This window comes from Chitinophaga costaii (genome assembly GCF_900094705.1).
Taxonomy (GTDB): domain Bacteria; phylum Bacteroidota; class Bacteroidia; order Chitinophagales; family Chitinophagaceae; genus Chitinophaga; species Chitinophaga costaii.
The window spans coordinates 23,740-46,943 of sequence record NZ_FMAR01000015.1; the positions used below are offsets into that span (position 1 = coordinate 23,740).

14 protein-coding genes are annotated in these 23,204 nt (G+C 49.8%); 9 read left to right on the top strand and 5 right to left on the bottom strand.

What is annotated here, in order from left to right; all coding sequences use genetic code 11:
- Nucleotides 1–35 precede the first annotated feature (35 nt).
- On the bottom strand, nucleotides 36–3,305 hold the full coding sequence (locus GA0116948_RS17220; RefSeq protein WP_240619094.1) for a SusC/RagA family TonB-linked outer membrane protein: 3,270 nt from the start codon (nucleotides 3,303–3,305) through the stop codon (nucleotides 36–38).
- A 798-nt stretch (nucleotides 3,306–4,103) separates the two neighbouring features.
- Here GA0116948_RS17220 and GA0116948_RS17230 point away from each other — a divergent pair.
- Nucleotides 4,104–4,292 carry a hypothetical protein gene (locus GA0116948_RS17230; protein ID WP_165798290.1) on the top strand — a complete coding sequence of 63 codons (189 nt, stop codon included), beginning with the start codon at nucleotides 4,104–4,106 and terminating at the stop codon, nucleotides 4,290–4,292.
- Nucleotides 4,293–5,692: 1,400 nt separating this feature from the next.
- Here the strand turns inward: GA0116948_RS17230 and GA0116948_RS17240 are convergent.
- A complete protein-coding gene (locus tag GA0116948_RS17240) occupies nucleotides 5,693–6,454 on the bottom strand; it encodes a hypothetical protein (RefSeq protein WP_089714504.1) in 762 nt (253 codons plus the stop codon).
- 183 nt (nucleotides 6,455–6,637) lie between these two features.
- Between GA0116948_RS17240 and GA0116948_RS17245 the strand changes: the two genes are divergently transcribed.
- The 8 genes from GA0116948_RS17245 to trhA all read left to right on the top strand — a co-directional run bounded on the left by GA0116948_RS17245 (nucleotide 6,638) and on the right by trhA (nucleotide 18,066).
- Nucleotides 6,638–7,498, top strand: a complete 861-nt coding sequence (locus GA0116948_RS17245; protein ID WP_089714505.1) for an SDR family oxidoreductase — start codon at nucleotides 6,638–6,640, stop codon at nucleotides 7,496–7,498.
- Between the two features lie 249 nt (nucleotides 7,499–7,747).
- A complete protein-coding gene (locus tag GA0116948_RS17250; protein ID WP_089714507.1) occupies nucleotides 7,748–8,347 on the top strand; it encodes an RNA polymerase sigma factor in 600 nt (199 codons plus the stop codon).
- A 63-nt stretch (nucleotides 8,348–8,410) separates the two neighbouring features.
- The gene (locus tag GA0116948_RS17255; RefSeq protein ID WP_089714509.1) at nucleotides 8,411–9,565 is read left to right on the top strand and encodes a FecR family protein; all 1,155 of its coding nucleotides are present in this window, start codon (nucleotides 8,411–8,413) and stop codon (nucleotides 9,563–9,565) included.
- A 146-nt stretch (nucleotides 9,566–9,711) separates the two neighbouring features.
- On the top strand, nucleotides 9,712–13,092 hold the full coding sequence (locus tag GA0116948_RS17260) for a SusC/RagA family TonB-linked outer membrane protein (RefSeq protein ID WP_089714511.1): 3,381 nt from the start codon (nucleotides 9,712–9,714) through the stop codon (nucleotides 13,090–13,092).
- A gap of 12 nt (nucleotides 13,093–13,104) precedes the next feature.
- Entirely contained in the window at nucleotides 13,105–14,514 is a 1,410-nt protein-coding gene (locus tag GA0116948_RS17265; RefSeq protein WP_165798297.1) for a RagB/SusD family nutrient uptake outer membrane protein, read from the top strand.
- A 59-nt stretch (nucleotides 14,515–14,573) separates the two neighbouring features.
- Nucleotides 14,574–15,620 (top strand): TlpA family protein disulfide reductase, encoded by a 1,047-nt coding sequence (locus GA0116948_RS17270; RefSeq protein ID WP_089714515.1) that lies wholly within the window; start codon nucleotides 14,574–14,576, stop codon nucleotides 15,618–15,620.
- Nucleotides 15,617–17,044: a TlpA disulfide reductase family protein gene (locus GA0116948_RS17275; protein ID WP_089714516.1), complete on the top strand. Its 1,428-nt coding sequence runs from the start codon at nucleotides 15,617–15,619 to the stop codon at nucleotides 17,042–17,044. Before GA0116948_RS17270 ends, GA0116948_RS17275 begins: the two co-directional genes overlap by 4 nt.
- A gap of 380 nt (nucleotides 17,045–17,424) precedes the next feature.
- Nucleotides 17,425–18,066: a PAQR family membrane homeostasis protein TrhA gene (trhA, locus tag GA0116948_RS17285; protein WP_089714518.1), complete on the top strand. Its 642-nt coding sequence runs from the start codon at nucleotides 17,425–17,427 to the stop codon at nucleotides 18,064–18,066.
- 44 nt (nucleotides 18,067–18,110) lie between these two features.
- On the opposite strand, the gene GA0116948_RS17290 is transcribed toward trhA, so the two are convergent.
- Genes GA0116948_RS17290 through GA0116948_RS17300 form a run of 3 tightly spaced genes read right to left on the bottom strand, consistent with a single transcriptional unit; the run spans nucleotide 18,111 to nucleotide 23,202 of the window.
- Nucleotides 18,111–19,373: a thioredoxin family protein gene (locus GA0116948_RS17290; RefSeq protein WP_165798296.1), complete on the bottom strand. Its 1,263-nt coding sequence runs from the start codon at nucleotides 19,371–19,373 to the stop codon at nucleotides 18,111–18,113.
- Nucleotides 19,373–21,742 (bottom strand): zinc-dependent metalloprotease, encoded by a 2,370-nt coding sequence (locus GA0116948_RS17295; protein ID WP_089714522.1) that lies wholly within the window; start codon nucleotides 21,740–21,742, stop codon nucleotides 19,373–19,375. Before GA0116948_RS17295 ends, GA0116948_RS17290 begins: the two co-directional genes overlap by 1 nt.
- Before the next feature lie 23 nt (nucleotides 21,743–21,765).
- Nucleotides 21,766–23,202, bottom strand: a complete 1,437-nt coding sequence (locus GA0116948_RS17300; protein WP_165798295.1) for a PKD-like family lipoprotein — start codon at nucleotides 23,200–23,202, stop codon at nucleotides 21,766–21,768.
- Nucleotides 23,203–23,204: the final 2 nt, after the last annotated feature.

Consider the following 23,204-nt stretch of genomic DNA (forward strand, 5'->3'; position numbering starts at 1 on the left):
TTTATCAAAGTCCTCATGATCGTGGATTAAGATGATTACAAGTTGATGTTTAAGCCAATGTTAAATACGCGCTGGATAGGATAAGCAAAGCCCTGGCCCGCCATCTCCGGATCCCATAATTTAAAATGGCTAAAGGTTAGCAGGTTCAATCCATTTACATAAATACGCGCATTATCCATGAAGGCTTTTTTAGTGAGCCTTTTGGGAAATGTGTAACCAATTTCTGCCGACTTCAATCGCATGAAGCTACCATCGCGCATCCACCAGGTGCTGGTTTGTTCGTTGTTCGGCACATCCACGGGGGAGTAGCGGGGGTATAGCGCATATAAGTTTTGGTTTTCTTGCGACCAGTGATTGTCGGCATATGCTTGTAGTAACTGGGCGTTATTAACAAAGGGCGCGGTACCAAACTGGCCATAGGTGAAATCTACCGATGAAGAGGGGTTGATAAAGAACGATTCCCTGGCCAGGCCCTGGAAGAAAGCACTGAGGTCAAAGTTTTTATAGGAGAGAGAAAACCCTGCGCCATAAATGATCTGCGGCGTTTGCGGTAGTCCGATAGGTACCTGGTCGTCGCCATCTATCACCCCATCGTGGTTCACGTCGCGGTACTTAATATCGCCGCCCTGGGGTGGGTTGCCGCCAAATAATTGGGAAGGCGAGTTATTGGCTTCTTTATCATCTACAAACAGTCTTTCCGCGATATAGCCGAATGGCTGGCTAATGGGCTGGCCGGTTCTGAACTCGTAAGGATATTTATATTCCGGCTCTTCAGTATAAACGGTTTTATTGGCGGTAACGGTAAGGTTACCCATTAACTGTAAGGAAAGGTCGTTGTTAATGCTGTGATTGTACGTAGCGTTCAGGTCCAGGCCGCGTGCGGAAGCAATGCCTAAATTGGCTTGCAGGTTGCCCGCGGCGGTGTTTTCAATACCCACGGTAACGGGTATATATCCACGGGTCACTAAAATATCGTGGCGGTACTCATGGTATATTTCTGCAGTGATGTTGAGGTGTTTTAAAATGGTGGCTTCCACCGCCAGATTGGCCTTCCTGGATCGCTCCCAGGTAACGTCCGGGTTGGGGTACGACTGTATGGTGGTGCCGTATTGGGTAAAGCCATTGGTGTTGCCAAAAGTGCCTGGCCAGGTACCCCTGCCGGCATCGTCCGGGGTTACGCTGGAGAGGTAAAAGAAGCGCTGGCTGCCAATGTTATCGTTGCCCACCAGTCCATAACTGCCCCGGAGTTTTAAACGGCTTACAATGTCTGCAATACTGCCCTTCCAAAATTTTTCATTGGAGATTACCCATCCTGCGCCAATGGTAGGGAAGAAACCATACCGGTGATCTGCGGCAAAACGTTCAGACCCATTGTACCCAAAATTAAACTCCACAAAATAACGGCTATCATAGGAGTAAGAAGCCCTGCCGGATAGCCCTAAGTTGCGGTAGGGCAAAGAAAGCAGCAGGGAGGGAATATTGGTATTCGGCTCGTATGCATCGCCATACTGGGTTTGCTGGCGGGTAGCAATTAATGTTGCCCCCACATTGTGTTTGCCAAAGGTTTGACCATAGTCTAAGGTGCCTTGCAGGTACAGGTAGGTATACACCGATTTGGTAGAAGGGTCGGAAGAAATACTCAGAAATTCCTGTGCCTGTCCGGGGCTGTTGTTTATCCAGTCTAAAGTATAATTGTTGGTATGCGGATCATAGCTTTGTATCTGGTAATAAAATGGCTTGTAGTTGCGGGTCACTGAAAAATACGCATAACGGTTGGTGCTGAAAATGCCATGAAAGGAGAGCCCTGGCAGGAAATCAAATTGCTGGGTTACCTCAAACTGTGCCGACATTCTCGATTCTGAGAATGTTTTATAGCCATACATCAGGTCTGCATAAGGGTTGTCTAGCAACCCCCCAGTAAGGCTGGTATTATTGCCAAACAAAATATGGTGGGTCAGCATATTGGCGCTGTCTGGTGCAAAATAGGGGGCAAAGGCTACCGGGTTAGCGTGTAAGGCTTTTACATACAGGTCGGTAGAAAAGCCGTCGTTGCTGCTGGTAATAGGGCCGGTATATTCATTGAAATTGCCCCACAGGCGCACCTCTGCTTGCGTATTCTTGGTCAGGTTCAGGTTAATGTTGGCCCGTAGCTGATAATTCTCGTACTTCATCCCGCTGTTGAAATTATTCACGGGATTATTTTGTAAAATACCATTGTCCCGTGAATAAGAACCGGCCATATAATAGCGGGCAAACTGGCTTCCGCCGCTGGCGCTGAAGTTGGCCCGGGTGGTGGTGGTCTGATCTTTAAACAACGTCTTCATCCAGTTTACCGCCGGGTAAATGTAAGGACTGCTACCCGGTGCATGCTGCAACGTTTGTTGGGTGTTATAAATATCGTTGGGTGTATAGGGGGGCGTTTGGGAAGGAGTGCGGGTGGTCACGGCCTCGTTATATCCCTTCATATACGCAATCGGGTCGGCCAGTTTTATTTGTTTTGTAGGCTGGGAGATGGCGGTTTCCAGCCTCACATTTATCTTGGCCTTGCCAATTTTACCATCCTTCGTCGTAATAAGTATCACCCCGTTAGCGCCCCTGGCACCATACAGGGCGGCAGCGCTGGCGTCTTTTAAAATGGAAAAGCTGGCAATATCATCCACTTGCAGGCGGGCCAGGTCATTGGCTCCCAGTTCTATATTATCTACCAGGATGAGGGGGCTGGCGCTGTATCCCAGCGTGGTAACCCCGCGTATAAAGAAGTTGGCATTATCCATACCCGGCTGCCCACCTCTTTGAAAAGCAATTAAACCAGCCACCTTTCCGGCCAGCGCGTTGGTAAGGTTACTGGAAGGCACCTTTAGTTCGCCGGGTGTAATACTGGTCACCGACCCTACCACCGCTTCTTTTCTTTCCTTCCTGCCAAAGGCCGTTACCACCACCTCCGAAATGGCCGCAGTAGCAGGTATTAGCCGGATGTTCAGTACACGGGTTTTTTCATTAATGCTAATGTTTTGCTCCGCAAATCCCACAAAGGAGAAATGAATAATAGCACCGGGCGCTGCTTCCAGCACAAACTTTCCATGACTGTCGGTATAAGTACCCGCATTTTTTTTTGAAATGTTGATAACACTTACACCATTCAACACATTGCCCGAAGTGTCTGTCACGGTGCCGGTTACAGTCATGTTGTTTTGCCCGGCTGCCGGCTGCCAGAAGCCGCTAAAGAAAATTAACAGGAGAAACAATACAGTTCGGCGCCCGGCTATAGTAATAGCGGCCGCACGTTTTAAGTAAACGTGGATCATATGCATAAACGTGGGATTATTCTAATATATACAGCTAGAAAACGTTGAAAAAGGTTTTGGCGAATGCATAAATGGTATATCACTTTAAATTGCCTGCTGGCCGGTGGAATATTTCTTACGTGGAAATCATCCGGTAGGTAGATGATTGATCTATTCTATCCTATACCACAAGTATAGAGAAATTTTTGTTCCTGCCAAATTTTTGAGTGGCGGAATCAGGAGCCTTGTTCATTTAATATTACGAGTGGTTCATTTAGTATCAGCGGGATGTATTGATATGGCCTGTAATGCCATACCTGGGCGGCTTTCCGGGTGTAGGGGGTGGTGGCTTCTTTGTGTATTACTTACGCAATAATGCCGGCTATTGATGAAAATTAGCCGGCAGGCCATCCATGCCTTGCTTGCGAAGCCTGACCCGGGATGGTGAAAGGGTTTCCAATAGTGGGATACCTGACCTTCGTATAGCCATTGGGGTTACCGAATAAAAGTAGCCGCCCATGGATTTCTTATTGTGGAAACAGGTTGTACATTTATCCTGGCAGGCCATCAACGCCTGCCATTGCCCATGGTGCATGCAGCCTTTTATGCCAGTCATGGCAAGGGAGGGAACAACATCCGCCGTGGGCATGGATAGTACCCACGGGCTGTTCAGTACCTTTGGAAATATTTTGTTGCACATTATTAACGTGAACCATGACTTATTTCAAATGATCAATCTACTGGCCTGCCCTGTTGGCGGCTTTCTTTTGCTTATCCTGGGCCAAGCCCCCGGCAGATCCCCGCCACATACCGAAAATTGTGAATATTGTAAATTTTATACGCCTGCTAGAACCCCGCGATCCGGCGTTCACCCAGGAGGTGTTATACCAAACGGTGGTAGAACAGGTGAAGATGATGAAACAATATTACCTGAACGGGAGAAGATTGCAGACAGACTGGAAACCCTGGAACAGTTGGGCCAGTGGTTCTCCCGCCATTATAAGTTGACGCCGGCTACCTCCTTTGCGGTAATGATGTTGCAGTTTGAGAGCAAGCAGTGAATGTGGCAAAGGGGGGCATTGCGCTGGTACGCTTTTGCCTGGGGTGAATAGACCTTGATGCTGGGGTGTGGTACGCTTTATCCAGGGTTATTACTAGGCGTTGCCTGGGGTGAATTGACCTTGATGCTGGGGGATATCCGGACGAAAGGTACCGGAAAAACAATGGCGTTTTCACCCTGATACGCTTTAAGGTTTCATTTATTGTGGAAGGGCATCAATCGCTGTTTTTCCGGCATGCGCCGGGAGGTGCTCCGCTGCCGCGGGGGCCTACTTTTTTGCTGGTGCAAAAAAGTAGCAAAAAAGCACCTGGCGGCGACGGAAAATGGCTGAAATTTACTGCGTTGCGCTACGGCAAACGAGCTTACTATTAAGCGGTGGGATTTCTATTGGGCGATTGTGCATGTAAGCTTTTGTACTAGCTTCCGCCCGTTTGCCGCTGAACGCTCCACTGCGTAAATTTCTTGACGCCATTTTCCTAAGGCCGCAAATGCTTTGCATACCATCTGCTTCCATCTTGTTAACTGCATAGTCTTCGCATACCATCATCCGCTCTCCTGCTAGGTCTGAAATCAGCCATGGTAGCTCCGCTGCATTTGTCCCCTTTTGAAGGGGGCAGGGGGATGACCTCGCGTATATCATCTGCGTGTATCATCCGGGTATATCATCTACGTAATTCATCTACGTATATCATCTGCGTGTATCAACTGCCTCTCCTAATTTGGGAGCTTCTTTTTTGGGCTGCAGGATAGCGTAGCAAATGATCGTGAAAAAAAATTATGAGGGCATGAAAACTAATGACCAGCATAAAAAGTATCTAAAATGGACAACTATTTTTATATAGCTATAGGTTTGTCCGCTTTATTGTGGCATTAGCATGTAATCAATCACAAAAGATGGTAGCGGATGATGTGCGTGGATGATATATGCGAAGGTCATCCCTTTTACCTCCTTCAAAGGTGGGTAAATGCAGCGGAGCCACCATGGCGGATTTTAAGGTATTGAAGGGATGGGAGCGGATAGTATGCGAAGACCTTGCAGTTAGTAAGATGGAAGCAGATGGTATGCAAAGCATTTGCGGCCTTAGGAAAATGGCGTCAAGAAATTTACGCAGTGGAGCGTTCAGCGGCAAACGGGCGGAAGCTAGTACAAAAGCTTACACACACAATTGCCCAATAGAAATCCCACCGCTTAATAGTAAGCTCGTTTGCCGTAGCGCAACGCAGTAAATTTTAGCCATTTTCCGCCGCCGCCAGGTGCTTTTTGTTTCTTTTTGCACCAGCAAAAAGAAAGCCCCCGCGGCAGCGGAGCGCACTGCGAAGATCTTTGAGAAGGGAGGCAAAAGGGTAATTAAAACTTAATCAGCAGTTGCTCCGAGATGAGTTGTCCATCTTTGTAATACTCAAAATACCAGTTCCCATTCTTCTTCAGTACAATGCCATTCGCCACCCCATTGTTGGCAATATAATCATCTGGCAGGGAAGTGCGGAACAGGGTGAGTACTATTTTAGGAGCCGTGTCAATGAGTTGATACCCGGTAGGGGTGGCCTGGGCATACAGGGTGCCACTGGCATCGCGGGTCTGTGCTACTACGGGTGTCGCGGCAGGCGTAGCCACCGGAACAGCAGGAGCAGCAGCGGCAGGGGTGGCTACCGCCGTGGCGGTTGTGGCAACATTGGCGGTACTATCATATGCATAAGGTACAGCGTCCAGCGAGGTGAAGGCATCTCTTAACGCCAGGTTATAAGCAGGCATAAATTCCTTTTCCCTGCTTTTGCCTTCCTTGCTTTTAAACAGGATATTGCCCCTGCAATCTTTTAAAAACAGGGTGAGGTTGGTCACAAACATGCTTTTTCGCTGCGTTACATCGGCGGTTAAGACATTGCAACGGTTGCCAGCCAGTTCTTTCGGCACAAGGGCATTATCGAAATACACGGTAAACCCTTTTTGTTCCAACAGTGTTTTGGCCAGGGAGTTCAATCCATACTGGTCTTCTTCGTGGGCAAAGCCAAATTTTTCCGGCAGCAGAACGTACTTGAAATTATTAATGGTTTGTTGGCCATAGCCGGCAAGTGAAAGGAACAGTAAAAATATAAATGCGGATCGCCTCATATAACTTAGGTATTCTGATGACTACGAATATAGATAAAATGCTGCTTTTTACAGCGGTTAACCCTGCACTATCTGCCGGTGCAGCTTAGCCTGGCGTATTTTTGGAACAACGATAGCGCGGGCGGATATATTTTGTATCCGAAAGATAAGTACATTTAACAATAAGCAACAAAATTTGCAGCTATGATTTTAGTAACAGGCGCCTCCGGACATTTTGGTAAAACAGTAATAGACCACCTTTTAAAAACGATGCCGGCAAATGAGGTAGTGGCCTATGTAAGGGATGAAAAGAAAGCAACGGCGCTAACCGCCCAGGGCGTACAACTCCGCATAGGAAGTTATGACGAGGTTGCCGCTATCGAAAAGGCGGTGCAGGGCATTGATAAAATCCTGCTGGTATCAGGCCTGGATATGCACCGGTTTGAACAACATGCCCGTATCATTACCGCTGCCCGGCAAGCGGGTGTGCAGCAGGTAATTTATACCAGCGCCGCACTAAACGATTTTCCGACAACAGCCAATAAACTGCTGATGGAAAGTCATTTTCAAACGGAAGATTTTTTAAAGCAAAGTGGGTTGGCGTATACCCTGCTGCGCAATTCACTTTATACGGAAGTGATTCCTGGATTTGTAGGCGATAGGGTGTTGGAAACCGGGATATTTTACCCGGCGGGTGATGGAAAAACTTCTTTCGCTTCGCGCAATGATATGGCGGAAGCAGCGGCCCGTGTATTGCTAGGCACAGGGCATGAACAGCAAACGTACCACATTACCGGCGCAACGGCCTATTCCTTTGGCGACATTGCGCAGGCCTTGTCAGAGCTGTCGGGCAAAGCAGTTACCTACCAAAATATAGACCCTGCAACTTTTGAAAGCCACCTGCAACAAGCCGGCGTACCGGAAATAGGGGTGCAGATTACCGCCGGTTTTGCCGCCGATATCCGGGCGGGCCAGTTTAGTGTGGTGAGCCCAGACCTGGAAAAATTATTGGGCAGAAAACCAGCTACCCTTAAAGAAGGATTGAAGGCGGTGTACAAATTGTAAGACCAGCACTGGTAATGGGGCAGGCCTTTCCGGGAAAACCTCACTGCGTTGCAATGCTTAAAAAAGATTAAAGGGTCCGCGATGGCGGACCTTTTTATATGGATGGGCTGTTGGCTTTTATTTCCGGCAAAAACGCTGTAGGATAGCGGTAACATTTTCACCTATGCCGTTATAATTACACAAGCCGCTGCGAACAATGCTGTGCATGCAACGAAGTAATTATTACATTTATCTTCTAAATGGAATAATTTGACGGGGAATCAACCAACTTCTGAAGCTGCCTTACTGGTCTTGTTAGCGAAGGGCGATGAAGCGGCATTCAATGCCTTGTATTTCGCTTATTCGCAGGCGGTTTACAAGGCTGCCATGGCCTATTTGCGCGATGAGGAAGCAGCCAGGGAGGTGGTGCAGGAAGTATTTATAAAATTATGGGAACAGAAAGAAGGGGCGGCCCATTTACAAAAGTTACAGGACTATTTATTCATCATCGCCCGCAATATCATATTCAACCAATTCAAAAAACGGGCTAATCAACTGCTAGCCCTCAAAGAATATCTCCCAGCTAATGCCCTGCAGGTGAACAATGCAGATCATCCCCTGCAGGAAAAAATGTATGATGAATTATTACGGTCTGCCATTGATAAACTGCCACCTGAAAGAAAAAAAATATACCTGCTGGCCAAAGAACAGGGCTACAGCTATGAGGCCATTGCCGGGCTGCTCGGTATTTCCCCGTTTACCGTAAAAAATCAAATGGCCCAGGCCCTTCGTTTTATCCGCCTTTATATCAACCGGCACTTATATGCCGCTGTAGCCATGCCTTTTGTATTGTACCCATTATTTTCCTGATTTTTTTTGGCGCCGGATAGTCCGGCCTATCTGCTCAGTTGTCTTTACCTAAATACCACCCGGATGAATAGCGCCACGCTCAAAGATTTGCTGGATAAATACAAGCGCCACGCCCTCTCTCCACAGGAAGAGGCGGCGTTCATGGAGGCGGTGTCGGCAGCCGGGCAGGAGGACGTAGTGTTAGCGGATATTATCCAGGAATTGCAACAGTCTACCCTCCACGAAGGAATGACAACGGGCGTACAGCTCCAGGTGTTGCAGCAAATACAGGCCCGCATTGGCCGGAAGCCGGTGGCGCGCAGGGTAGGCCTGCGGCGGCTGTTGCCCTATGCAGCGGCGGTGCTGGTATTGGTGGCAGCAGGTGGGTATTGGTTACATATGGGCAAGAAAAAGGAGGCAACGACACCAGTAGCTACCGTGGTGTTGCCAGGTAGTAATAAAGCCATACTTACTACGTCTACCGGCGAGCAAATTTTACTGGGGGCTGGGCACCATGCAGATATTCCTTTGCAGGGCGGTGTGTCGGTACAACAAGTAGGGGATGAACAATTGGCCTACCAGGAAACTCCGGTCTCTGCACGCCTGGTGACCAATACCCTTGCTACTCCCTTGGGCGGCCAGTTCCAGGTGGTGCTGGCAGATGGTACTAAAGTGTGGCTAAACGCTGGTAGTACCCTTACTTATCCGGCGGCATTCACCGCCACAGAAAGGCGGGTAACGCTGGAGGGGGAGGCGTATTTTGAAGTGGCAGCACACGCTGCACAGCCTTTTAAGGTGGTGGTCAAGGGAATGGAAGTGCAGGTGCTAGGTACCCATTTTAACATCATGGCGTATGAAGATGAACCCTCCACCAGCGCCACGCTACTGGAAGGCGCCGTAAAAGTTATACACGATGGTGCCAGTGAAATATTAAAGCCAGGAACCCAGGCCAGTTTGTTGAAAACCGGCCACCAGATTAGGGTTGCAGCGGTAGATACAGCCATGGCGGTGGCCTGGAAAAATGGTAACCTGCAATTACAGGATGCAGACATTGGCACCATTATGCGCCAGGTGGCCCGCTGGTACAATGTACAGGTGCAGTATGAGCAGGCTATATCCGACCGGCATTTTTCGCTAGACATCAGCCGGGATATTAGTCTGAATGATCTGCTGGTGGTACTCGCTGCTACAGGGGTACATTGTAGGCTGGAAGATAAGGTAGTGACCGTATTAAAGTAACGGACACATAGGAAGTAGGCATACTGAATAACTAAGATTAAGCATGGATTACAACAAAGAAAAACCGGAAATGCACGAACATCCCCGGTCGTTTGGGTAATTCATGTAGTCGCTGAACACACATATTATCACCCAAAATCAAATGTATGATTTTTACTGCTTGGCGCCAAACAGGTACGGGCCCGTCATGTTCCTACTATGCCTTTCCGCGCATAGTACCGTTCTTCTCCCGGAAGATACGTTTTCCTCCCCTCAGCAAATTAAGGCTGCGCAGGGAGCTTATCACCCCGCTTTTATGGATACTGTTATTGCTGTTTGCACCTGCTGCCATAGCGCAGCAGGTAACAATGAATGCCAAAGACATGCCGGTTAGCAAAGTGCTGAAGGATATAAAGCGTCAAACCGGCATGTCATTACTGCTGGATGAGCAGTTGTTAAAACAAACGCACCCGGTGAGCGTGCATGTTACGAATATGGAAGTGAATGCGTTCCTGCAACTATGCCTGCGTGATCAGCCGTTAACGTTCGAGATTATAAAGCATGTGATTATTATCAAGGCAAAAGGGGATACCGTTACGAAGGCTGCGGCTTCTGGCGATATCAGGGGCCAGGTCACTGATGCTTCTAATGTGCCGCTCATTGGCGCCAGTGTGCGTATAAGCGGCACCTCCAGGGGAGCCAGCACCGATGAAAACGGCCGTTTTGTATTAAAGGGTGCAGGCCAAGACGTTATCCTGGAAATATCTTTCCTGGGATACCAGCCGCAAACGGTGCATGTAAGCGGAAATAAAGGAGAAGAGGTGCAGGTAGGATTGGCCGTTTCCAATAATAAGCTGGATGAAACTATTGTGATCGGTTATGGATCTACCTTGCAACGGTATAATACAGGTTCCATTTCAAAGATCTCTTCCAAAGACATTGAGAAGCAGCCTGTAGGCAATGTGTTGCAGGCGCTGCAAGGCCTGGTGCCAGGGTTAAATATTGTGCAAAACACCTCCTTTTCTAACGGGCGTTTCAGTATAGACATCCGTGGAAAAAAGGACTTGTTTAGCGCAGGAAGTCCTAACAATCCTTTGTTTATTATAGACGGGGTACCCATCCCTACCAGCAATGGAGATATTAATAATGTGGGCCTTAACCAAAATGGATTTTCTGGTAATAATTCTGGCCAGAACCCGCTGTATAGTTTAAACCCGGCTGATATAGAAAGCGTGGAGGTGCTGCGCGATGCCGATGCCACCGCTATTTACGGATCGCGGGGCGCCAATGGGGTGATCCTGATCAATACCAAAAAAGGGAAGGCCGGGAGAAATGCCCTGGACGTAAATATTTACACCGGTATAACGGCTAAGCCTAAACGTACTAGCATGCTCAATACGCAGCAATATTTGCAAATGCGGCGGGAGGCCTTTACCAATAGTGGGGAAACCCCCGATACTTATAATGCCTACGACCTGCTGAGCTGGGACACTACGCGCTATACGGATTGGCAGCGCAAGCTGGGAGCCAGTGCGCTAATGTATGACGGGGAACTGGCCTATTCCGGGGGAAATGAATACACCAGCTTTCGCATGAGCGGAGGAATGCACCGCGAGAATACTCCGGTGCCAAAGGGCTTTCCAGACAATTTCCGCGACCAGCGTATTTCTTCTCAATTAAGTGTGAACCACCGGTCTAAGGATAACCGGTTTAATCTGTCGGTGATGGTGAACTATGCGGCCACCAGCAGCCGGGTGCCGGGCGGAAGTTTTTATTTATTCGACCTTCCTCCCAATGCCCCTGCCCTGCTGGATAGCAGCGGAAAACTGAACTTCAAGGATTGGGGATATAATATGCCTTTTGAAGTGACCAACTTGTTTCAATCATATAAGGCCAGTACCAATAATATTGTTACCAATTTATCCCTTAGCTATATTGTAGCCAGTGGGCTTACCTTGTCTGTCAGCGGCGGTTATACCAATACCGCTATGAAGCAGTTCCAGGGTGTGCCGGCAGCTATCCAGGGCCCCGACCCTTCGGCTAATTCCGGGTATGCGCAATTTGGTACCAACAACATTGTGAGTTGGATAGCCGAACCCAAAGCGACCTATGTAAAACAAATGGGGGAAGGACGGCTGGAGGCCATGGTGGGTGCTACACTTACGGAATCAATTACAGATGGTACCAACATTTCTGGCTACGGCTTTTTGAGCGATGCACTCCTGGAGAATGTAGGTAGCGCCGGCTCTTTATATACTACGAGCAATTATGCCCAATACCGTTTCCAGGGTTATTTTGGACGTATTAATTATCAGTATAAGGGTAAGTACATTGCAAATATTTCCGGCAGAAGGGATGGCTCGTCCCGGTTCAAGGCCAATGACCAGATGGGCAACTTTGGCGCCGTTGGCGTGGCATGGTTGTTCTCCGAAGAGCGGTTTATGAAAGATCATCTTTCTTTCCTCAGTTTCGGTAAGCTACGCGGCAGCCTTGGCACTACCGGCAGCCCTGCGGCCAATGATTACCGCTACCTGGAAGGATGGCGTTCCCAATCGTCTACTTACGATGGTACACCCATCATTTCCTATACACAGCCCTACAATCCTGGCTTTAAATGGCAGGTGAATAAAAAGCTGGAAGCAGCAGTGGAACTTGGCTTCCTCAAAGACCGGCTTTCCGTTTCCGCCGCCTGGTACCAGGAGAGAAGTGATGATCAACTGGTTACTGCGCCAGTACCCGGTTACCTGGGATTGATAGCAGGGGGTGTGGTGGAGAATATCCCGGCTAAAGTGCAAAACAGGGGATGGGAGTTTACGGTAAACTCCACGAACATAGAAAGTAAAAACTTCCATTGGACTACTAATTTTAATATCAGCATTAACCGGAATAAACTACTGGCATTTCCTAACCTGAGCCTGTCTTCCTATGCAGATAGCTATGTAGTAGGTATGCCCACTACCATACAGTTGGTGTATCACTACCAGGGCGTAGACCCGGCCACGGGTCTCTACCAGTTTGAAGATCTTCACAAAGACGGCATATATGACGACCGCGATAAAATACCCATGGATCTTACCCCTGCTTTTCAAGGCGGAATGCTAAATACGTTGACATACAAAAACTGGTCGCTGAGTTTTCTACTGGATTATAAAAAACAAAAAGGCCCTTACAGCCTTACCAACGGAACACCTGGCACCCTTCGCAACCAGCCGGTTACCGTGCTGGCCCGCTGGCAAAAGGAAGGCGACATGACCCCTGTTAGAAAGTATATGACAAGTGACGGCGATGATGGCTATTTGTATAGTGCCTCCGATGCCAATATTGTAGATGCTTCTTACCTGCGCTTACAAAATCTTTCGTTGTCTTACAACCTGCCGGAAAAGTGGATGCATTCGGCTAAAATCAGCACCTGCCGCATTTATGTGCAGGGGCAAAATCTGCTGGTGATCAGTCCTTATAAAGGCAGAGACCCGGTAAGCCCGGAACTAACAGGATACGATTATCCTCCGCTGGCCACTTTTACGGCAGGTATTCAACTTACGCTTTAAAAAATCATGACTATGCGATCATCGTTTAGCGGTAATAAGATCTGGGCTTGCGCTTTGCTTTTAACAGCCATGAGCGCCTGCAAAAAATTTACTGAAATAGGGCCTCCCAGGGATTTCCTGTCGTCCGAAGAAGCTTTTGCTACAGATGTTAGTGCAAATGCTACTATAGCCAATATTTATAATACACTTACCAATGGCGCGCTGGTAAATCAGGATGCTACGTTGTCACTGGCCCTGTCTGCCGACGAACTAACGGCGGTAAATCCTTCCCAAAGTCAGCTTCAATTGGAACAAAATAACCTGACGATTGATAACGATAACACTGCCGCATTGTGGAATGCTGCCTATCAGGTAATTTCCCAAGCCAACGTAGCTATCCAGGGGGTTACTGGCGCTACCGGCATTACACCGGAAAAGAAAAAACAATTTATAGGAGAGGCCAGGTTCCTGCGGGCTTTTAGTTATACCTACCTGGTGAATTTGTATGGGGCATTGCCCCTGGTGTTAGATGCTAACTGGCAGGATCACCAGCGGATAGCGCGAACGCCTGCTGATAAAGTGTATCAACAAATTATCCTGGACCTGAAAAGTGCGCAGGACTCCTTACCAGATAGTTATAGCTCCGGCACTTACATCCGGGCCACCCGCTGGGCCGCTACGGCCCTGCTGGCGCGTATTTACCTGTATGATCAGCAATGGGCAGCTGCGGAGGCTCAAGCCACCGATGTGCTGGAAAATGCGGGGATATATACGGGTAGTTTGCCCGCACCGGAAGATGTATTCCTGGCCGGGAGTGAAGAAGCCATCTGGCAGTTACAGCCAGCCTCTTACCTCAGCAATCCTATAGAATCGAATTTGATCGCCGCCTATGGCGCTGTTAATTATGCGTTGACAGACAACCTGGCCAATGCCTTTGAGCAGGGCGACCTGCGCAAAGATGCCTGGGTAACGGAAACGGTTTCGGATGATGGCAGTAGCATCTTGTATCCCGCAAAATATAAGGGTGATCCCTATGACCAATCATCTTCAGAATATTATATGATGCTGCGGGTAGGCGAACAGTTGCTCATCCGCGCGGAAGCGCGCACCATGCTGGGAAATACCGCCGCAGCCATTGCGGATGTGAATGTGATCCGGCAACGTGCAGGCCTGGACGACCTGCCTGCTACGCTGGATAAAGCGGGCTGCCTGGCTGCCATAGCGCAGGAGCGCAGGATAGAATTGCTGGCAGAATGGGGGCAGCGTTGGTTAGATCTGAAGCGCTGGCCTGCCCTTTCCGGCGCTACCAACGCTGTAAGAGCAGACGAAGTACTGTCGCTGATAAAGGGTGCTAACTGGCAGTCTACCGACGTACTATACCCCGTGCCTGCGGCAGATCTGAAACTGAATCCAAGCTTATATCCTAACAATCCGGGTTATTAATAACCCGCCATATTACACGGCATAGCCCGCACGGCGGGCCATGCTTTTTAAATCTATTTATGAAAAAGAGATTGCTGCTGATTGCTTTTGTTTTTTTACTGCTTCACCTGTACACAGGCGCCAGTGCGCAGGGTTATTATGCTGGCTGGGATCCGGCAGCCATTGGAAAGAAAGCGACACCTTTTACATTTACCACCCCCAATGGCAGTAAATTAACCAGTGCCAGCCTGGCCGGAAAAGTAGTGGTGCTAGACTTTTGGGCCAGCCAGTGTAAGACCTGCGACACCTTGACCCATGCTGTAGATAGTGCAATAGCTGCCTACAACAACAAAAATGTATGGATGATGGGCGTTGCTAACCAGGAAGCGATGCCGCAAAATAACCTGGTAGCCTACTGGAAAGGGCACGGATACCAATGCCCCGTGTTTATAGACACCCATGCGTATGGTAAGGCCATAAAGGCGGTAACGCCGCTGGTAGTGGTGATAGACCAGCAAGGCGTTGTGCAGGGGCGATGGCAGGGTCTTACCGCCAATAGGGCGGCGGAAGTGAAAACCCTGGTGTGGGAGTTAATAGAAAAGCCGGAAGTTTCGCTACAGGCAGTGGTGGACGCCAATCGCAATAAGGCCTATAACGAGGCCATTTTCTTATATGACAGCCTGATAAAAAGAGAACCAGCATCGGCAGGGGAGCTGGCCCAGGAAAAATTCCGCGCGTTGCTGCATGTTAGCGAAGCAGCTGCCATAACCTTTGCCCATACCCAGTTGTCGCAAACACAGGATTCCATTGGAACCCTCAGTTTTATAGCCGACCTGGTCTCCCAAACCGATGGACTTTCGGCCAGCGTGTACGCGGATGGAGCAGCCGCTTTTGAAATGCTGGCGGAGAAAGACCCTGCACTAAACAATGACCTGATAGTGTGTGACCTGAGAGGGCGTTGCTATTTTAAAAGCGGTAATGTGGAAAAGGCATTGTCTAATGCCACCCACTCCCTGAAAATTGCGACAGACACGCAGGCGCCCCAAGCCACTGTGGAATATCTGGAGGACGTACTAGCCAACTACAATGCCGCACAGGGTAAACCAGCTAATACGGAAAAACTATGAGAGCATTCGCTTATATCTTCGCTTTGTTTCTGCCCGTTGCTGGCTTTTCCCAACAGGCTTCGACGGGTTTTACTTTAACCGGCAAGCTGGTAAACGTATCCCTTCCTGTGCGTGCCATTTACCTGCATAGCATGGAAGACCCCTCTCAGGAATTTAAAGTGCCGGTGGTGGAGAATACCTATGTGATCAAAGGCCGGATAAATGGCCCTACGCAGTATAACATTGTGCCTATCTACGCGCCGGAGGTAGACCGCAGCCAGGTAGCGCCTGCCGTTTCCTTTATTTATTTACAGCAGGGCCATATCCAGGCCACCCATACTGGCAGCTTTGAAAACATAACCCTGCACGGCAGCCCGGTACAGGATGCCTATGAAGCGCTGGAGCGACAAGCAGCCGGGAAGGACGACGATGCGGTGGCTGCGCTGAATGGTGAGGTTTTTAAAGCCCATCCTGCCGGCCCTTACGCCGTATATGCGTTAAATGCATACGCGGAAAACCACCAACCCCTTTCCTGGCCACATGTGCAGGACGAGGCAGCCCTGCCATTTGGTGTTACCAGTATGTTTCTGGCTTATAACGGGCATATGAACCTGGTTAAAGCCAGGGAAGGATTTGCCTTGCTGCCCCCTGCGCTTCAGCAGTCGGATGCAGGGAAAAAACTGTCTACCGATATAGCATGGGCCTTGCTGGATGAATGGGGTAATCCTTATCGAAACCGGATGGATAGTCTTGCCGCACTGTATCTACAGGCAACAGGCCATATAAAAGATTCCATAGACCTTCAAATGAAGGCGCTGACGACCGCCATGGGCGATTCGGTGTATGCACCTTATGTGCGCAAATATCCAGCATCGCCCATTGCACTGGCGGTACTGCGGCTCTATGCTGGCGATAATATTACGGCACCCGCTAAGGCCATGCAATTATTCCGGCAATTGTCGCCCCAAATAAGGCAGCAACCCGAAGGCGTGGCTTACCAACACCGGCTGTTGCAGGCGCTGAGAAATGTAAACCAGGAAGCCCCCGACTTTGCCCAGCCAGACACCAGTGGATATAATATCCGGCTTAAAAACCTGCGGGGCAGGTATGTGTTGGTAGATTTCTGGGCAAGCTGGTGCAAACCCTGCCGGGCAGAAAATCCTCATCTGATCACCGCCTATGAACGGTATAAAGACAAGGGATTTACCATCCTGAGTATATCCCTGGATACCGATCGTGGGAAATGGGTGCAGGCCATCCGGAAAGACCAGTTGCCTTGGCTGCATGCATCCGACCTCCGGTCGCCCAATGCGGCGGCGAAACGGTATGATATCTTGGGCATTCCGGCTAACTTGCTGATAGACCCTGCTGGCAGGATTATTGGCAAAAATTTATCCGGTGCAGCACTGCTGTATAAATTGACGGAAGTATTCCAGGGGACGTAAACGTTTCATACCTGGTGAAAATAAAATAAACAGTAAGCGCCCGTTGAAGGTGGTGGCCCGTTATTAAACTAGCCGTGTAACTGGAACCGGCGTTTTATTGTAGTAGCAGATCCTGTCAGGAAGTAGGAGAAAAAGCTGCCCGCCGGTGCGGGCGAATGTGCGCCACCCAAGCTACTGTAATATGCTTTACTCCATAGTAGGGAGCCATTGGCACTGGCAGAATGCTGGTGGGGCCGCTCCCCTAAGTAGGCCACCTGGAAACACCGGCACTTCTATGCCCCCTGCCGGGAAAAGTGCGGGCCACTCCTGGCGCATATGCTAAAGGGATAACGGGTAAATCGCAGCATTTCCGATAAATTTGCATCCAGAAACCAGTGGTTATGGGAATTATTGTTCAGCAAACTTATACGCGTCAGCAAGAGATCGTAAATGGATTGATACACGCCGGGGCTGTGATCTTTGGGGTAATTGCCCTCCCCGTACTTACCAGCATTGCCGCCACCCATGGCAATACTCCGGGTATTGTAGGCGCGGGCATTTATGGGTTTACTTTTATATTATGTTTTGTGAATTCCACGGTGTACCACCTGTCGCTGGAGCCGGCGGTGAAGAAGCTGTTCCTGGTGTGTGACCATATCAGCATTTATTTCCTCATTGCAGGCACCTATACGCCCTTTATTTTGGTGTACCTGTTTAATCCGTTCGGCATTACCTTGCTCTGCATACTATGGGGGCTTACCCTGGTAGGCTTATTTTTTAAAATACGCTTTACCGGCAAGTATGAAATTGTATCGGTGATCATTTACCTGGCCATGGGCTGGATTATGGTAGTAGGGGGGCGGCGCTTTTTTGAAAGTATGCCCCTGTCTGTGATCGTGATGGTGATCACCGGAGGGGTATTGTATTCTGCGGGCGTGTTTTTTTATGTGTGGGATAAATACAAATACACCCATGCGGTATGGCACCTGCTGGTGTTGGTAGCGGCGATCTGCCATTATGTGGCGGTGCTGCTGGCCATGTAAGCATTGGCCCCGGGTTGTTGCCCGGGGCCAATGTTACGGTATACTTATATGCTTTCTCCTTTCTTAATTTTTTGCAACATCAGCGTCATGCTGTAGCGGTGCATATCGTCCGACAGGGCGATGGCTTTTTCCATTTCCGTGATGGCTTTGTCTTGCTGTCCCAGGCGGTAGTGCAGGCAGGCCGTTGTTTGCAGGTAATTGGCCGTAGCGGCCGGGGGCTGCTGTTGTGCCAGGGCGTGCTGGTTCCATTGCAGTGCCAGCAGGAAGGTGCTGCTATCTTTTCCATAATAAGCCAGGCGGTTGGCAAGTTCGTCCCACTTTGCAGCCGGTATGCCGGGGCCAAAGGTTTTTGCATAATCTTTGGCGGCCTGTATGTAACCGGCGCTGTCTTTGCGCGCCAGGTTAAACTCCATGCGGCGGTCGGCCACGGCGATGCGGATGGGGGTATCCAGCAGCGGGTACTTTCCCGCTATATGGTTGGCCATCGCTTGCCAGTCTGGGTTAGGGCCGGCTAGTGGCGTTTTGCCCTGAAGCTCTTCGCGGCGTATCACCCCCATCAGTAGCGAAAGGGCGGCGCCGGGTGCATGCATCACGGTATCTATTGCCGCATCATGGTGCATGAAAAAGGTAAATGCCTGGCTTTTGCTGCTCCGGACAAATTTGGCCATCAGTTGGAGGCGGTCTTTATATAACCAACTATTGGCAGGTTGGGTATTAAAATAAGCATTGAAAAGCGCCGTGCCATTTTTCGTATCGTTGGCGTCGTAGGCCGCCATGCAGGTCCTTAGCAGGAAGGTAGTGTCGCGCCGGCCCTGGTTAAATTGTGCTAGCTGGTTATAATACTGCCGGCTGGTATCCAGTGCGGCCTCAGACACCGTAATAAACTCCTTGGCGCTGCCGTAGGCACCCACAACGCGGTGTACGAGCTGCCCATTTTCATCGAAAAACAGGAAGGTGGGAAATACGCGGATGCCATATAGTTTGTTCATTTGCTGGGCCACCGGGTACCAGGCTTTCACCTGGTCGTTGTCTCGCTGTGTGGTATCGCATTGCAGCGATACGTTGATGAAGTGCTGGTTAAAAAATGCGCCTGCTTCCGGCGTGGGAAATACGCTGTTGCGCATCATGCGGCAGGGGCCGCACCAGGTGGCGAAGCAGTCCATAAAAATGTATTTATGTTCTGCTTTTGCTTTGGCCTTAACCTGCTCCCAGGAAAGGGTGTGTTCAAAATATACGGCGCTGTCCTGTGCCTGTGCCAGGCCCGTTATCAGGCATAAGAAAAAAACAAGAAGGGTATTTTTCATCATTATGATTTTGTTTTGGTAAGCCCGGCATTGATCCGGAAAAGCATTTCCTGCAAATGTCCGCGGCTGGCGGCATCCGTATAGGCTGGCAAAGCCGCGGTAATGCGGTGTTGCAGGTTTACTACGTGTGCATAGGCCACGGAGGAGGCCTCGTAGCTGTTTGGCTGGGTGGCGCATTCGGTGAGCAGGGTGAGGTAGTTTTTTTGCAGCCTTCTGCGGTAAATGTCGATCGGCTGGTGTGTGGCCAGTTCACGCCAGATGCCGGTTTCCAGGTCGGTCATCAGTTCGCCTGCGGTATAGCCGGTGGGGCCGCTAATGCTTTCTTGTTTTTGCAGGTTGCCGGTGCTCATAAAAATATAGGTGAGGATAGTAGATTGCAGCGTGCCCATGAGGCGCAGGGGATTATCGCCGGTACGGTTTATCACCTCTTGCGGGAATAGCCATTGCGGGGTGGTGAACAGGTTTTGTTGCAGGAAGTTTACCGCCGCTTTTTGCCGGGCAGCCGGTACGAGGCTGCACACGGGGGCATCGTCTTCTACCACCCTTGGCGTAACATAAGTACCGCCAATGATGTGGGTAACGTGCAGCATATAATTGTAGTACTGCCCATCGGGCAAGCCTTGCGACGTTGTGCCCAGTATGCCATGGTAAATGCTGGTCAGGTTGTCAAAATTTTCATTGGGTTCCCGTGTCCACGCCAGCAGGTGGGGGATCACCACGTGTTGCAGGTTGCGGATGCCGTAGGATGAGGCTTTCACACCGTCGTCACCCAGGTCTTCGGGTTGGGAACGTGGGTCCTGTGCCTGCGGCCTTTCGCCATCGCCCCACCAGCGGCGGTTATCTTTCAGTTGTTCTCTGGTCCATGTATTGAGAAATGTTTTTTCTGCTGCCGGAGTTTTAAAGTCGGGAAACAGGCGGTAGCCCCATTCAATGGCCCAGTAATCGTAATCACCTATACGGGGCAACATGCCTTTAATGCCTACGCTATCTGCTGGCTGTGCCACGTAATTAAAGCGGGCGTAATCCATGATAGAAGGCGTGTGGCCATGGGCTTCCACCCACTTTTTATTGCGTAGGTTTTCTACCGGCACGGTGGAGCTGGCGCCCAGGTTATGCCGGAGGCCCAGCAAATGTCCTACTTCGTGGGAGGAGATCACGCGCACCAGCTCCCCGGTAAGGGTATCGTTAAACGTCATATGCCGCGCTGCGGTGTCGCTGGGGCTGGCCTGTATGAAATAGTAATCATGTATCATCTTCATGATGTTATGATACCAATTGATATGACTTTGTATAATCTCGCCACTGCGGGGATCGTGAATGTGAGGGCCCAGCGCATTGGCGGTGGTAGAGGCTTTGTAAACAATGGCTGCACGGCAGGAGGCCAGGCTCCAGGTACTGTCTTCTGCATGGGTGGGTGCGCGTTTGGCCATGATGGCGTTTTTAAAGCCTGCTTTCTCCAGCGTAGGTTCCCAATCGTTTACCCCCTGCATAAGATAAGGGATCAATTTCTCCGGCGTGTTGGGGTCTATGTATACAACGATTGGTTCCTTGGGTATTACCAGTTCTCCCCGTTTATATTTCTCCCGGTCTTCGTCTTTAGGTTCCAGTCGCCAGCGGGCAATGAAACGCAAGGTCTCTACGCTTTTATCTTCAAACGTGGTTTGCCCGGAGGTGGTGAAATAACCTACCCGCTCATCTGCCAGCCTTCCCTGCATGGGGATTTTAGAGAGCAGGATGAGGGAAGTACTCACCTCGCTTACGCCGCGAAATACATTGCGGGGGGCAATGATCTCAATACTGTTGCCATGTACAGCTATGTTGTTAATAGCCGTAGCAGCGCCGCTTACCAGCCCGGTACCGCTTTTCAACAGGTCGGTAACATCGATAATACTGCCGGTGTTATGATCTACCCGGTCCATGATATCGAAACTGGTTACTACCAGTGGAATATTGGAACTGGCCACGGCAGCGTAAAGCGGGGAGGATGGGTCGTTTTGAATGGTGTACGAAATGGTATCCATCCCTATCTTTTTATCGCTGGTTCTTTCAAAGCGGACCACCTTTCCTTCGCCGCCCATGTTGCCGTCTAGCTGGTCGTCGGCATAATTGCCGGCGCCTGCATGGGCGTTTAATAAACGGCTCACCACCAGGATGTCACGGCCTAGCAGCGAATCGGGGATGTGGAAGAAATACCGCCCGCCTTCCTGGTGTACATCAAAATATCCCTGGCGTGTCCAGGCGGGGAGGCTGGGGGTAGCCGGCTTGGTCGTGGTATGCAGGCTGTCGGGCAGGGCCTTTTTAATAGCCTGTTGTGCGTGTAGTAGGGCCGGGAATGTACATAACATTCCGGCAAAGCGCATGGTCTTTTTCATCTGGATTTTATAGCAGGATTAAATTATTTTTTGTACGACAGGCTGATGATCTTATCAAACCCTTCATAGCGGGTGGTCTGTGTATCGTCTATCTCGCCGGTGCTGGTGAAGGCGAAGCTGTACACAAATCCCTGGCTACCATTGTAGGTAGCTACCTCCATGCCGGTGGTGCCATTGGCCATCATGGCGGTAATGGTTTCGCCAGCGGCAAAGGTGTATACCGGTGCGGCACTGTTAGCTTGTATATCATAGAGGTACAGGAAATTAGCAGCGCCATAATAGAGCTGGTACCGGATGGTGGAAAATACAAACGCCTGGCTGGAAGCTACGCCGGGGCTATTATGCATAACGGTGCGTTTCAAAGGAGTGCCCTGGGAGTAGCTATACAGGATGCAGCTATCCATGTCCGGTACCTTAAACACGCCATACTGATAATACTTATAATAGCCTATACCCAGTGCCAGTGGCTGTTCCGGCACATTACTAGGGTCGAAGGAATACCATGTCTGCGGTGTAAATTTGTTGAGCAGCCTGGTTTTATACACTTCTTTGAGAAAGCGGTGATGCAGCACGTCGAAGTATAAAGTGGTAGAGTTGCTGGTATTAGCATTCATAGGCGCTAGCTGGTAGTCGCTACTATCTGCCATCGTATAGGCGTTGTCGAAAGTATTTTCCTTACTCATCACCCGCCGGTATAAATGCCCGTTGTTGATGGTAGTCATCTCTGCATTGAGATCCAATCCCAGGAAGGAAGGGGCTACCGGCTGCGGAGCGTTCATGAAAAGCTGGGTATAATCTACGTCTGCCTTCATAGACTTTACATCCAATACATACCCACCGTTGGCAAAAAGGGCTGCGGTGAAGGAAGATTTATGCACCGTGCCGTTGCTGCTCTGGAAGGCAGGGATGTCTAAGTTGTAAACACCGGTGGCGCTGGCGGGCATTGGATTGCCGGGATTGGCGTGGGAGTAGGTGTGATGGTACACTTTATTTTGCACCGTATTGATAAAACTAATATCGTCCTGGGCGCCGGATTGCTCCAGGGCCAGCCAGCCGGTTTGATAGTTGGTGGTTACGGCCATCCGGATGATTTTAGTATAGGTGATATCGGTAGCGCTGTTATGTACCCGGTAAAATAACGCGTAGTAATCGCTTTGCGAAGGCACCGTGATCGGCATGTTCAAATTGCGGGTGGTCGATAGCAACTGATAGGTGGAGTCCAGGTTGCTGGTGCCTACCAGCACACTCCATTCAAACGAGAGGGGGCTTTCATCGTCCGAAAACTGCTGGTGTAGAATGGGCGTAATGTGCAACGTGTCGCCATAAGTAGTGGTGATTGTATCGCTCGTTTCAATGGCAATATCGTTGATGTTGTGGTAAGTATAATTCCCCTTGTCTTTATAACAAGCGGATAAGCCCAGCAGGAGCATGACGGCCAGCAGTAAGTGTAATGATTTCATGG